Source organism: Corynebacterium bovis DSM 20582 = CIP 54.80 (assembly GCF_030408615.1).
GTDB classification, from domain to species: domain Bacteria; phylum Actinomycetota; class Actinomycetes; order Mycobacteriales; family Mycobacteriaceae; genus Corynebacterium; species Corynebacterium bovis.
Window position 1 is genome coordinate 65,243 of sequence record NZ_CP047187.1, and the last position, 12,779, is coordinate 78,021.

The 12,779-nt window shown below is 75.7% G+C and carries 9 protein-coding genes; 7 read left to right on the forward strand and 2 right to left on the reverse strand.

Translation table 11 applies throughout. The annotated features are described in order from the left end of the window. Positions 1 to 24 precede the first annotated feature (24 nt). From CBOVI_RS00205 to CBOVI_RS00225, 5 genes are all read left to right on the forward strand, one after another. Positions 25 to 699, forward strand: coding sequence for an MptD family putative ECF transporter S component (locus CBOVI_RS00205; RefSeq protein WP_010267006.1), 675 nt, complete (start codon positions 25 to 27; stop codon positions 697 to 699). Further along, complete coding sequence (locus CBOVI_RS00210; RefSeq protein ID WP_232625739.1) at positions 686 to 1,504, forward strand: energy-coupling factor transporter transmembrane component T; 819 nt, start codon at positions 686 to 688, stop codon at positions 1,502 to 1,504. The genes CBOVI_RS00205 and CBOVI_RS00210 overlap by 14 nt, the downstream gene beginning before the upstream one ends. Positions 1,505 to 1,704: 200 nt before the next feature. Next, the gene (locus CBOVI_RS00215; RefSeq protein ID WP_125187236.1) at positions 1,705 to 3,384 is read left to right on the forward strand and encodes an ABC transporter ATP-binding protein; all 1,680 of its coding nucleotides are present in this window, start codon (positions 1,705 to 1,707) and stop codon (positions 3,382 to 3,384) included. 337 nt (positions 3,385 to 3,721) lie between these two features. Beyond that, positions 3,722 to 5,128: an MFS transporter gene (locus tag CBOVI_RS00220; RefSeq protein WP_010271686.1), complete on the forward strand. Its 1,407-nt coding sequence runs from the start codon at positions 3,722 to 3,724 to the stop codon at positions 5,126 to 5,128. A 25-nt stretch (positions 5,129 to 5,153) separates the two neighbouring features. Continuing rightward, complete coding sequence (locus CBOVI_RS00225) at positions 5,154 to 6,131, forward strand: helix-turn-helix domain-containing protein (RefSeq protein WP_010271688.1); 978 nt, start codon at positions 5,154 to 5,156, stop codon at positions 6,129 to 6,131. Between the two features lie 15 nt (positions 6,132 to 6,146). On the opposite strand, the gene CBOVI_RS00230 is transcribed toward CBOVI_RS00225, so the two are convergent. Further along, positions 6,147 to 7,514, reverse strand: a complete 1,368-nt coding sequence (locus CBOVI_RS00230; protein WP_183273680.1) for a prolyl oligopeptidase family serine peptidase — start codon at positions 7,512 to 7,514, stop codon at positions 6,147 to 6,149. 481 nt (positions 7,515 to 7,995) lie between these two features. On the opposite strand from CBOVI_RS00230, the gene CBOVI_RS00235 reads away from it, so the two are divergent. Then, positions 7,996 to 9,540: an MFS transporter gene (locus CBOVI_RS00235; RefSeq protein ID WP_185741554.1), complete on the forward strand. Its 1,545-nt coding sequence runs from the start codon at positions 7,996 to 7,998 to the stop codon at positions 9,538 to 9,540. Between the two features lie 138 nt (positions 9,541 to 9,678). Continuing rightward, positions 9,679 to 11,121, forward strand: coding sequence for a condensation domain-containing protein (locus CBOVI_RS00240; RefSeq protein WP_010271151.1), 1,443 nt, complete (start codon positions 9,679 to 9,681; stop codon positions 11,119 to 11,121). A gap of 93 nt (positions 11,122 to 11,214) precedes the next feature. On the opposite strand, the gene CBOVI_RS00245 is transcribed toward CBOVI_RS00240, so the two are convergent. Continuing rightward, positions 11,215 to 12,591 carry a glycosyltransferase gene (locus CBOVI_RS00245; protein WP_010271579.1) on the reverse strand — a complete coding sequence of 459 codons (1,377 nt, stop codon included), beginning with the start codon at positions 12,589 to 12,591 and terminating at the stop codon, positions 11,215 to 11,217. Between the last annotated feature and the right edge of the window lie 188 nt (positions 12,592 to 12,779).

A 12,779-nucleotide genomic window follows, 5' to 3' on the forward strand; every position in this document is an offset into this window, starting at 1 on the left:
TGCCCCTCACGAAAGGATCCACCCGTGACCACCCCCGAGAACACCCCCTCCGGCGCCACCGGCGCCGCCGGAACATCCGCCGCCGCCTCCGGCTCCGGCGAGGTCCGCTCCGGCCGCTCCGGCGGCGGGATCTCCGGCCGTGACCTCGTCACCGTCGGCATCTTCACGGTGATCCTCGCGGTCATCAACGTCGTGTGCAACATGATCGGTGCGTTCGGCCCGGAGGTCCAGCCGTTCGGTGCCGTCGTCGCCGTCATCGTCAACGGCATCCCCTTCGCCCTGTTCATCCGGCGCGTCCACGGCTTCGGCCTCGTGACGATCACCGCCACGCTGCTGAGCCTCATCTCCGGCCTGGCCGGCGACGCGTTCGTCGGCGTGCCGATCGCGTTCGTCCTCGGCCTCATCGCGGACCTCGTCATCCGCAGCGGCGGGTACCGGGACGCCGGGCGCACGATCCTCGGCTACGGCATCTTCGGCATCTACCCGGTCGGGTCCCTGCTGCCGCTGCTGTTCATGCGGGACGACATCATCGCCCGGTACGCGCAGAACTCCGACCCCGAGTGGGCCCGCCGCTTCAGCGACTTCCTCTCGACGCCGATGGTCCTCGCGATGATCGTCATCCTCTTCGTCGCCTCGCTCATCGGCGGGTGGCTCGGTCAGCGCGTCCTGCGGACCTACTTCTCCCGTGCGGGCCTCTGACCCCGCGGCGGTGAGCGGCGCGTCCGCCCGGCCCGCGCAGCCGGCCCAGCCCGTCCGGCCCGGAGCCCCCGCGGTGCCGGCGACGGGCCTGGCCGCGCAGGTCGCGGACGCCCCCGGGCTCGACGCCCGCGTCGCCGTCGTCTCCCTCGTCATCATCAACATCTCCCTCCTCACCGTCGGCACGGAGCTGCTGGAGGTCGTCGGCGCGGTCATCGTCGTCGTGGCCCTGCTCGCCACGCGCCGCCCGGTGCCGGCCGCGGTCGTCGTCGTCCTCGAGGTCGTGCTGCTCCTCGCCGTGCACGTCGTGCTCCCCGCGCTCGGGGCCGGTGCGCTGAGTCTCATCGTCTTCGCCCTGACCTTCACCTACCGGTTCCTGCTCGTGGGGTTGCTGTCGTGGGTGCTGCTCAGCGGCATCACCACGGGGTCGCTCCTCGCGGCGATGGGGTGGGCGAGGGTGCCGCGGGTGGTGGCGGTCCCCGCGGTCGTCGCGGTGCGCTTCCTCCCGGTCGTCATCGACGACGCCCGCACCATCCGCGACAACCTCGTCCTCCGGGGCGTCGTCCCCTCGGGGGCGGCGCTGGCCGTCCACCCGGTGACGGCGGTCCGCCGCGCGGTGCTGCCGCTCGTGGCGAGTTCCGTGCGCACCGGCGACGAGCTCTCCGCCTCCGCGCTGCTCCGGGGCCTCGGGTGCACGCGGACGCCGACGTCCGTCGTGTCCCTGCGGCTGCGGTGGGTGGACGTGCTGCTGCTCGTCGTCGCGGTCGCGGTCGGCGTGCTCGCCGTGCAGCAGTCCCTCGCCGGCTGAGCCGGCTGAGCCGACTGCGCCGGCGGCGCCGACTGAGCCGGCCGTGCCCGCTCTGCCCGCCCTGCCCGCCCGCCCGGCGGCGCGAGGCCGGCCCCCGGAGGCGACCCCACCCGCTGAGCCGCCCGGCGGCGGAGGAGGCCGTCGTCGACACCCACACCCCCCACACCCCCCGTGACGCGGGGGACCACCCCAGGAGACCCATGACCACCGACCCCGCCCCCGCCACCCCGACCGGCCCGGTCGTCGACGTCCGCGGCCTCACCCTCACCACCGACCCCGGCGGCGAGGAACTGCACGGCGACGCGCCGCGCGTGGAGCCCGTCGTGCTCCTCGACGACGTCACCTTCCGGGTCGAGCCCGGCGAGACCGTCCTTGTCACCGGGCACTCCGGGGCGGGGAAGTCCTCGCTGCTGCGCGTGCTCAACGGCCTCGTGCCGCACGTGTACCCCGGGCGCGTGACCGGGCACGTCGAGGTCGGCGGCGTGGACCCCTCGACGGCCGACCTCGCCGCCGCCGGGCGCACCGCCGCGACCGTGTTCCAGAACCCGCGGACCCAGTTCTTCGCCACCGACGTGCTGTCCGAGATCGCGTTCGGGGTGTCCAACGCCGAGCTCCCCCGGGACGAGATCCTCACCAGGGTCGACGACGCCGCCCACCGCTTCGACCTCACCGGGCTGCTCGACCGGGGCATGGCCGAGCTCAGCGGTGGGGAACGGCAACGCGTCGCGCTCGCGTCCGCGGTGGTGTCCCGGCCGCGGCTCTACCTCCTCGACGAACCGACCGCGAACCTCGACGCCGCGGGCACCCGGCACTTCACCGAGGCCGTACGGCACGTGCGCGCGGCCGGCGCGACCGTCGTCATCGCCGAACACCGGATGCACCACCTCGTGGGCGTGGTCGACCGGGTCGTGCAGATGGAGGGCGGGCGCATCGTCCGCGACCGGCCCGCCGACGAGTTCTGGGTCATGAGCGCCGCCGAGCGCGCCGCCGGGGGGTTCCGCGCGTTCGACGAGCCGGCCGAGGACGCGCTCCCGCCCGTGCCCGTGCCCGTGGGCGGCGGTGGTGACGGTGACGGCGACGGTGGCGGCGACGGCCTGACCGTGGAGGACCTCGCCGTGCGCCGGGCGGGGCCGGGGCGGCGTCGCCGGTGGGGGCTCGGGCGTGCCGGGCGGTCCGGCGGCGGGCGGGGCGGCGACGGCGACCTGCTGTGGTCCATCCCCGCCGCGCGGTTCCCCCGGGGGGCCGTGACGTGCGTGACCGGCCGGAACGGTGCGGGGAAGTCCACGTTGCTGCGGGTGCTCGTCGGGCTGCAGAAGGCCGACGGCGTCATCCGGCTCGACGGGGAGGAGCTGTCGCCCCGGCGACGGCGGGCGGTGTGCTCGGCGGTGATGCAGGACGTCAACCGGCAGCTGTTCGGGGAGAGTGTCGACGACGAACTGCAGCTCAGCGTGCGCGGGGCGCGGGCCGTCCACGCGCGGGGCGACGCGCCGGGTGGGCAGGCCGGTGAGCCCGAGGGTCGGCCGGCGGGTGGGCCGGCGGACGACCACGCGAATGAGCCGGCGGGCGGTCCGGACGACGCGGTGCCGGGTGGCGGCGAGCTGCTCGGGTCGCTCGGGCTCGCGGGGATGGGCGACCGCCACCCGCTGAGCCTGTCCGGTGGCCAGCGGCAACGGCTCGCGGTGGCGACCGCGCGGATCGCGGGGTCGGACGTCATCGTCTTCGACGAGCCGACGTCCGGGCTGGACCTCGGCGCGATGGAGCAGATGGCCGCGGTCATCCGCTCCTGCGCCGACCGGGGTGCCGTGGTCATCCTCGTCACGCACGACCGTGAGCTCATGGAGCGCGTCGGCGACCACGAGCTGCGCGTCGGCGCGGAGTGACCGGGGGCGGGCCCGGCGTCGGTGCGCGTCGGGCTGCGTCCGCCTGCGTCGGCCTGCGTCCGCGGGCCGGGGGTAGGTTCCGTCACCACGTCCTGAAGTGATCCTGAGAAACGGGGCGTGACCTGCGCCGTTCGACGTTCCGACGGCCGGTCGGTGCACCGCTTGCCGGACCGTGGTGACCTGCGGTGGTGTTGGGGGACCAGCGGTGACGGACCACCGCCGTCCCGCGGTCGTCCGGTTCCCGTCGTCCCCGCGGCCGGTTGACCACGGACCCCGGCCGGGGGCCCGGGCTCCCCACGCGCGGACCGTCGCGCCCCATCGTCGAACGGAACGTCCCATGAGTGACCCCACCCCGCCCACCCCGCCCGCCTCGCCCACGCCCCCGCCCCCGCCGGACGCCACCACCCCGCCCCGGACGCTCGGCCCCCGCGTCACGACCGTCCTCCTGCTCAGCGCACTCCTGCCGCTCCTCGACTCCAGCCTGGTCAACGTCCTCCTCCCGCCGATCGGCGCGTCGCTCGGCGTCGGCGCGGCCTCGGCGCAGCTCGGCGTGTCGACGTACATGCTCGCCGCCACGGCGGGGATCATCCTCTCGACGACGTCGCTGCGCCGGTGGGGGTCCCGCCGGGTCTGGCTGGCGTCGGTCGTGGTGTTCGCCGTCGCCTCCGTCGGCGTGGGCCTGAGCCCGACACTCCCGGTCTTCGTCGCGACCCGCGTCATCCAGGGCCTGGCCTGCGGGTTCATCATGCCCGCGGTGCAGCACCTCGCGTCGCAGATCGTCGGCCGGGCCGGGATGCGCGCCGCGTTGGCGACCGTCGGGCTGCCCGCGGTCATCGCCCCGGCGTTCGGCCCGCTGCTCGGCGGGGTCCTCGTCGGTGCGGTCGGGTGGCGCGCCCTGTTCCTCGTCAACGTCCCCGTCGCGGTCGTGGCGGTGCTGCTGTCGCGGGGCACGCTCCCGGACACCCCGGGCCGGTCGACCCCGCTCGGCCTCGGCCAGGCCGTCCCGGCGGTGCTCGGGATGGTCGGCCTGCTGTGGGCCGTCAGCGGCGTGGGCTCACTGCCGGGCCCGGTGGTCGCGGTGATCGCCGGGGCCGCGGTGGTGTGCGTCGGGACCTACTGCGTGTGCGACGTCCGCGCGGCGACCCCCCTGCTCGGGATGGGCCTCTACCGGAACCCCGCGTTCGCCACGGTGATGGTGCTGTGTCTCGTGGTGGGTGCGGTGTTCTACGGCACGTTGCTGTCGTCGTCGCTGCACGTCCAGGGGGATCTCGGGCAGCCGGCGTGGACGGCGGGCCTGCTGCTCGGGGTGCAGGGGGCGGGGGCCTGGGTGGCGCGCAGTCTCGTCAAGGGGCCGTGGAGGGAGGCCGACGCGTTCGTCGTCATCGCCGCCGGGCTCGTCGTCGCGGCGGTGGGGACGGTGGGGATCCAGGCTGTCACGGCGTGGTCGGCGGTGACGGTCGTGGTCGCGGTGGTCGGTGCGCTGCTCCGCGGCCTCGGGTTGGGGGCGTGCACGCTCCTGGCGCTGTCCGCGGCCTACGAGGTCGTCACCGACGACGACGCCCCCGCCGTCGGCGCGCACACCCGGCTCATGCTGCAGTTCGGCGGTGCGCTCGGCGCGGCGGGGGTCGGCGTGTGGGGCGGCGGTGCCCTGGCGTTGGGGCTGGGTGTCGCGGTGGTGGCGCTGTGCGGCGCGGCGGCGGCCGGGGTCCTGGTCCTCCGGCGGCGGTCCGTGGTGCCGTCGTGACGGTCGGCGGGTAGGCTCCCCGGTCATGGACGACGCGGACGCCCGGGAGCCGTACCCCGGGGACCGGTCCGGCCCCCGGGCGGGGTCGCCGTCAGGGGAGAGGTCCGGCGGCTTCGCCCGCCGCCTCCGCCACGCCCGGTGTGACCGGGGACTGTCGCAGGCGGGGCTCGCGTCGGGGATCTGTTCACCCAGCGCGGTGTCGCGGTGGGAGAGCGGCCGGGGGGTGCCGCAGCCGGAGGTGCTCCGCGCACTCGCGGACCGGCTGGGGATGGCTGTCCCGGTGCTGACCGGGGAGGGGTTCGACTCCCGCCTCGCCGAGTCCCCGGACGGCTTCGGCGCGGTGGTCGCGGCCGCGTTCGGCGGGGACACCGGTGGGTCGCAGTCGGCGATCGCCGGGTGGGTCGGCCGGGTCAGGGAGGTTCTCGACGCCGCCACCTCCGCGCCGCACGCCCGGGGGTCCCGGTCGGGTCAGCCGCCCGGCCCGCTGTCGCTGCGCGACGCGCGTCACACCGTCGACGACCTCATGGTCGACCCGCTCACGGCCGCGACACCGGTCGCCCTGGAGACCGTCGAACTCCTCGACGCCCTGGTCACGCTGGAGGAGGAGCCGACGGCCGGGAGCGTGGACCGGCTCGTGGACACCCTCACGTGGACCGGCGACGCGCCGGAACCGCTCCGTCGGACGGCCGTGGAGGTCGCCGTCGCGGCGCTCGTCGAGGCGGACATGCCGGTCGCGGCCCACGCCGTCGTGACGCGGGTCGCCCCGCCGCAGGTGACGCCGACGACCGCGGTGCTGCTCACGTGGAGCGGGATGCGCGCCGGGGACGTGCCCCCGGCCGCCGGTCGCGGCAGCGCGCGGGACGGTCTCGTCGCCCTGCTGGCGACGCTGCGCTCCCGCGGGGGCCCGGTGCCGCCCGGGGTGGTCGACGCGGTGGTGGAGGCGTCGCAGGGTGACCGCCTCGTCGCCCTGCTGGCGCAGCGCCTGCCTCCCGCCGCGGACTGACCCGGCCCCGCCCCGTCACCCCACCCCGAGGAACCGGGCCTGCGCGTCCCAGCTCGCGTCGACGGACTGCCGGTGGTCGGCGCCGGGGACGTCCTCGTAGCGGACGTCCACCCCCGCGTCCCGCAGTGCCGCGGCCGCGTCGGTGACGTTGTCGCCCTGCACGGTCGTGTCGTCGGTGCCGTGGAGCATGAGCACCGGACCCTGCGGTCGCATCCGGGCGATCTGCTGCCGGTCGAGGTAGTCCGTGACGGCCGTGAGGTCCGCGTCGGGGGCGAGGAGGTCGGCGCCCGTCGTCGTGTCCGGGATGTCGTCGCGGAGTTCGTCGATGCAGTCGTGCGCGGCGGTGGCGACGAGGTCGCGCCCGGCGTCATTCAGGAACGCGTCCCCGTCCAGCGCGGGGTCCGCGGTGAGCGCCCCGCCGAGCATGACGGGGAAGAACGCCAGGTTGGGGCCGGTGACCGCGCCGAGGACGTCCGCCGCCCCGAGGCCCGCCTGCTCCGCGCGCGGCGGCACGAGGGTGCTGTCCCCGGGGGCGACGGCGACCGTCCGGTCGAGCCCGGGCGCGGGCCGGTCGGCGGACGCGGCGGCGAGGGCCGCGAACCCGCCCTGGCTCCACCCGATGTTCTCCCACCGTCCGGCGAGGTGGAAGTGGTCGGTCGCGGCCGTCACGAGGTCGTTGACCGACGACGCGAGCGAGCCCCGGTCGAGGTAGGTGCCCGTGGGGCGGGCGGCGTCGTCCCCCCGGTCGTCCCCCTCGCCCCCGCCGACGCCGAGCCCCTCGAAGTCCGGCTGGACCACCGCGTACCCGCGGTCCGTCCAGCGCGTGAGGTACCCGGCGACCATCTCCAGCGCGTCCCCGTTCGGCCCGCCCGGCCGGTACACCGACGGCGCGCACCGCCCGCCGACGCCGGTCGTGCCGTGCGCCCAGCTGACCACGGGGAAGCCGCCCTCGGGGGCGGGGCCGTCGGGGAGCGTGACCAGCCCGGACATCGTCGTCGGGGAGCCGGCCGCGCCCGTCGCGGAGTACGTCACCCGCCACGTGTGCCCGCCGGCGGGGGCGGCGGCGCTGGTCACGGGGTCGGCGCCGAGGATCCGGCCGGGGTGGTCGGGGGAGGGGGTCCCGGGGGACGACGCCGCCCCCGTGGCCCGCGCCCCCGCCGACCCGGACGTGGTGGCCGTGTCCCCGGGTCGGGCGGGGTCCGGCGCGGACGAGCACGCGGCGGTGGCGAGGGTGAGTGCGCACACGCCGGCGGTCGCCGCCCGGCGGAGACGGTAGGGGTGGCGGGCGCCCGGCGGGGCGGGACGGGGCGACGTGACGGGACGGGGTGACGTGGTGGTGCGGGGTGACGTGGTGGTGCGGGGTGACGTGGTGGTGCGGGGCATGGCGGGGCTCCTTCGGGTGGCGGGGTGGCAGGGTGACGGGTCGGCAGGGTGACGGGTCGGCAGGGTGGCGGGGTGGTCGACACCTCCTGTCGTAGTCGGAGTCGCACAGTCGTGCCAGTAGCGGGAGCGGTGCCGGACCCTGAGGACGCCCCGGGGACGCGCCGGGACGCCCCGGGGACGCGCCGGCGGGGCCCGCCGCGGGGTGGGACGGGCCCCCTGGCTCCGGACATCCGGCATCACTGAATCGACGAAAGATGCCCCACGCCGGTGCATCCGGGTCGAACGGGCATGGCGACCGGCGCTCCGCCGCGCCATGATGGAGCCCATGCCACGCCGACCTCGCGATCCGGGACCGCCCGCCGACGCCTCGACCGCAGTCTCCGGCACACCCGCACCAGGGGCCCCGGCCCCGGGGACCCCGGCCCGCGGCACGGTCGCGGCGTCGACACCCCCCGCCGCGCCGGGCGAGGACCCCGACCCCGTGGACGCCGGCCCGGCCCCCGCCCCCGGCACCCGGATCCTCCCCGCGTTCATCGGCCTCGCGATGGCCATGTTCATGTTCTCGGCGAACCAGACGATGCTCAGCACCGCGCTGCCCACGATCGTCGGGGAGCTCGACGGCGGCCGCCAGCTGCTGTGGATCTCCACGGCGTACATGCTCGCCGCGACGGTCTCCGTGCCGGTGCTCGGCAAACTCGGCGACGTCTTCGGCGTGAAACGCATCTTCATGGGGGCGGTCGTGCTGTTCACCCTCACGTGCGTCGCCGGGTCGCTCGTGCCGACGATGAGCGCGCTCATCGCCGCCCGCGCGCTCCAGGGCGTCGCCGGGGGCGGGCTCGTCGTCCTGTCGCAGGCGCTCGTCGCCACCCTCATCCCGCCGCGGCGGCGGGGCACGTACATGGGCGCGATCGGCGGTGTCTTCGTGCTGTCGACGGTCGCCGGGCCGGTGCTCGGCGGGCTGCTCGCGGAGTCGGTCGGGTGGCGCTGGTGCTTCGGCGTGAACGTGCCGCTGGGCGTCCTCGCGTTCGTCCTGTGCTGGCGGTACCTGCGGCTGCGCCCGCCGGGGACGGACACCCGGCCGCGGCTCGACATCGCGGGGATGGTGCTGCTCAGCGTCGTGACGACGGGGATCGTCCTCGTCACCGCGTGGGGCGGGCGCACGTTCGCGTGGACGAGCCCCGCCGTGTGGTGCACCGCGCTCGTCGCTGTTGGTGCGGTCGTGCTGCTCGTGGGCGTCGAGCGGCGGGCGGAGGACCCGGTGCTCCCGGCGGTCATCCTCACGGACCGGAACTTCATCATGTCGACGGTCGTCGGCGTCGTCCTCGCCCTCGGCGCGTTCGGCGTGACGACGTACATGCCCACGTACATCCAGGTCGCCCGCGGCGTCGGCGCGTCCGTCGCCGGGCTCATCCTGCTGCCCATGATGGTCACGATGTTCGCGTTCTCCCTGCTCTCCGGGGCGGTCGTGAGCCGCACCCAGCGCTACCGGGTGAACCTGCTGATCGCCGGGGCGGTCTCGGCGGTGGCGTTCGTGCTCGTCGGCACCCTCGGGCACGACGGCGGCCTCGTGCCGCTCATGGCGGTCCTCGGGCTGCTCGGGGTGGGTCTCGGGTTCGGCACGCAGCTGACGGTGCTCGTCGTCCAGAACTCGTTCCCCGTGCGGGTCGTCGGGTCGGCGACGGGGCTGAACAACCTCTTCCGCGACCTCGGCGGCACGCTCGGGATGTCCGTCGTGGGCTCCCTGTTCACCGCGCGACTCGTCTCCGGCCTCGCCGAGACTGGTACGGGTGTAGAGGTGGACTCTGTCACGCCCGCTCTGGTGCGGGGGCTTCCCGACGCCGCGCGTGAGCTCGTGGCGCAGTCGTACGACAACGCGCTCATCCCGGTGCTCGTGCTCCTCGCCCCGCTCATGGTCGTCGCCGTCGTCGCGGCCCTGTTCATCGACGACGCGACGGTCCGCAGCGGCGCCTCCCGGCCGCTCGACGGCGGGGCCGGGGAGGACGGCGTCGACCCCGACGGAACCTGAGCCCGCACGGACCGTGACCCGGACCCGGACCCTGACCCCGACCACCGACCTGACCCCGATCCTGACCAGACCACCGACCTGACACCCCGACCCCGACCACCGACCTGACCCCGCCACCCACCCCACAGGAGGACACCGATGCGCATCATCGAGAGCTCAGACTGGCAGCCGGAAGGGCGCGTCGTCGCCTGGGCCGCCGCCCCCGCCATGACCGCCGCCGTGGAGGCCGCGCCCGACGACCCGACGCCGCCGTCGTTCCTCCAGCGCGACCACATCCTCTCCTGCGCCGCCGCCCGCGCCGCCGGGGGCACGCACCGCGCGTACACCGCGTCCATCGCGACGGTGAACGCGCCGCTCGACACCGCGCGGATGACGGCGGTGGTGGACGCGTTCATCGCGTCGCACGAGGGGCTGCGCAGCGTGTTCAGCACGGACGGCGAGTCGGTCCGGCGGCGGACCCTCGGCCCCGACGACGTCGCGATGGCCCCGACCGTGATCTTCGACCCGGCCGGCGACGCGGCGGGCGACGCGACCGGCGACGCCGCCGGTGACACCGCGACCGGCGACCCGGCCCCCGCGACGGCGGCCGAGGCGATCGACGCCCTCCTCCCGCGGCACGCCGTATTCGACCACGTGCCGGGCTGCGCGCTCGTCGCCGTCGACCGGGGCGACAGCTTCGAGCTGCTCTACGCCCTCGACCACGCGTTCGGCGACGGCATCTCCCAGGTCACGGGCATCCTCGAGCTGCTCGCCCGGTACGCCGGCGCGGACGTCCCGCCGCTCACCGACGACGAGCACCCGGGGTTCCTCGGCTACGTCCGCGAGGAGTACGCGCGCGCCGCCGCCGTCACCGACGACTCCCCGGGCGTGCGCCTGTGGGGTGAGCTCTTCGACCGCGTCGGCGGCACGCCGCAGTTCCCGCTGGACACGGGCATCGTCGACGGCGAGCCCCAGTGGGTGGGCGGCCTCTTCTGCGACCCGGCGCCCGCCGACCTCGACCAGGTCGCGGCGCTGCGGCGGCTCGCGGCGCAGCGCGGCGTGAGCTTCAGCACGGTCGTGTACGCGCTCATGGCGCTCGCCGAGCGGCGGACGGCCGGGACGTCGGAGTACGCGACCGTCGTCGTGTCCGCGACCCGGGGCGAGCGCTACCCCGTGTCGCAGGGCTGGTTCTGCAACTTCTCCCCGCTGTTCTTCGAGATGACCGGCGACACGGTCGAGGACATTCTCGACGCCGTCAGTGCAGCCCAGCACCGCATGAAGGAGGCCCTGTCGGACCCGGTGCACGCGTGTGTCGGCCGTCTCATCGAGCAGGGGAGGGTCGACGCCAGCGTCATGGCGAGCCCGCAGCTCATCACGTACATCGACCTCAGCTGGTTCCGCGAGCCGGGCGACCACGACATCCGCCTGTTCACCGGACTCGGCAAGACCCGCAACGCGAGCTTCTGGCTATTCCGCGACGAGGACGGGCTGACGCTCGGCTGCCAGGCGCCGGACAACCCGACCGCGGTGGCGTCGCTGGAGCGGTACTTCACGGCGCTGCGGGAGATCGTCGCGGAGACCGCGGCGCGCTACCCGGCGTAGGCCGGACCGCCGCGGCGGCCCGGTGGCGGCCGCGCAGCGCGGGGCCGGCGCGCGGCGGGCGTCCCACTGCGGCGCGGAGTGGCCCGCCGCAGGTCAGAGCGTCAGCTGGGCCTCGACGATGTCGGCCGACCGGCGCACCGCGTCCGCCGGGGACACCATCGCCCGCGCGACCTCCGCCGCGCGCCGGACCGTCTCCGGTGCCAGGGCGCGGTCGAGGTCCGCCCGGAAGGTGGCGGCGTCGAGACCCGAGAACGAGCCACCCGTGCCGACGCTCAGCTCAGCGACCCGGGCGGCCCAGAACGGCTGCTCGAACCCGAACGCGTAGATCATCGTGGGCACGCCTGCGCGGAGGCTCGCGGCGGTCGTCCCCGCGCCGCCGTGGTGGACGGCCGCGGCGCACCGCGGGAGGAGCGCGGACTGGTCGACGGCGCCGACCTCGAAGACGTCCGCGTCGTCACCCGCGCCGCGACCCGCGCCCCCGCCGAGGCTGAACAGCACGCGCACCCCGCGCCCGCGGCACGCGTCGAGCACCTGCCGGCGCACGAGGTCCGGGTCCGGCACGGGCATGGACCCGAAGGTCACGAACAGCGGCGGGTCGCCGGCGGCGAGCCACGCGGCGAGGTCGGCGTCGTCGGGCATGGCCTCGCCCATCGCGGCGCGCACCGACGGCGGGACGTCGAGGTACCCGGTGAAGATCCGGTCGGTGCCCTCCCACTCGCGGGCGATCTCCGGCACGACGACCGGGTCGCACAGCTGCAGCTGCGGCACCCGCCGGTCGGCGAGCCGCCGGGGCACGGTCCGCAGCGTCCTCGGCAACCCCACCGACCTACGGAAACGGTGCTCCCACACGCCGTTGAACAGGAAGTCCACCCACGCGCGGACGACCCACGACCAGCGCCGGGCCGGGCCCGGGAGGTGCCGGGTCAGCGGGTCGATCCACCCGATCGTGCTGTTCTCCGAGACGGGCGCGTAGCGCAGCACGACGAGCGGCACGCCGAGCCGTTCGGACACGTTGAGCCCCTGCCGCTGGCACATCGGGTTCGCGACGATGAGGTCCGGCGCGCCGACGGGCCCCGCCGCCGGGTCGTCGAGGGGCCGCCCGCCGGGGAACATCGCGTCCGTGATGTCCCGGTCGAGGTCGACGGTCGCGTGGCGGAGGAAACTCAGCCCGAAGCGCAGCACCTTCACGGGGTGGCCCTCGCCGAGGATGCGGCGCGCCCGGTCGGTCATCTCGGAGATGTTCACGCCGGCGGGGCGGGCGTCGGGGATCCCCATCGAGCGGACGAAGTCCACCATGTTCGGGGTGCACAGCACGGCGATGTGGTGGCCGCGCTCCCGGAGTTCGAGCGCGAGGCACGCCGCGGGCTGGATGTCGCCCCGGCTGCCGGAGAGGAGGAAGACGATGTTCCGGCTCGTCGGCGCGTGGTGGCGCCGGGCGGGTCCGCGGGAGGTGTCGGGGGTCTCGGTCATCGGTCACACCGCTTTCGGGTTCTCCGTCGTGCTGTGCCAGTTCTGCGCCGCTCCCGGGACGCGCGGTGGTCCCGGTTCGCGGGGGAATGGTACCACCGTGCCGGGGTCGGTGACCGGGTACGACGGCCCCCTCCACCGCGCCGGCGGGTGGGTCCGGGGGAGGGACGGTAGCCTGTGGTGGCCGGACG

Excerpts from the sequence above, each read along its gene's own strand:
- CBOVI_RS00225 (WP_010271688.1), top strand. The coding sequence starts at position 5,154 with ATGGACGACGCGGACGCCCGGGAGCCGTACCCCGGGGACCGGTCCGGC.
- CBOVI_RS00220 (WP_010271686.1), top strand. The coding sequence starts at position 3,722 with ATGAGTGACCCCACCCCGCCCACCCCGCCCGCCTCGCCCACGCCCCCG.
- CBOVI_RS00215 (WP_125187236.1), top strand. The coding sequence starts at position 1,705 with ATGACCACCGACCCCGCCCCCGCCACCCCGACCGGCCCGGTCGTCGAC.
- CBOVI_RS00245 (WP_010271579.1), bottom strand. The coding sequence starts at position 12,591 with ATGACCGAGACCCCCGACACCTCCCGCGGACCCGCCCGGCGCCACCAC.
- CBOVI_RS00230 (WP_183273680.1), bottom strand. The coding sequence starts at position 7,514 with ATGCCCCGCACCACCACGTCACCCCGCACCACCACGTCACCCCGCACC.
- CBOVI_RS00240 (WP_010271151.1), top strand. The coding sequence starts at position 9,679 with ATGCGCATCATCGAGAGCTCAGACTGGCAGCCGGAAGGGCGCGTCGTC.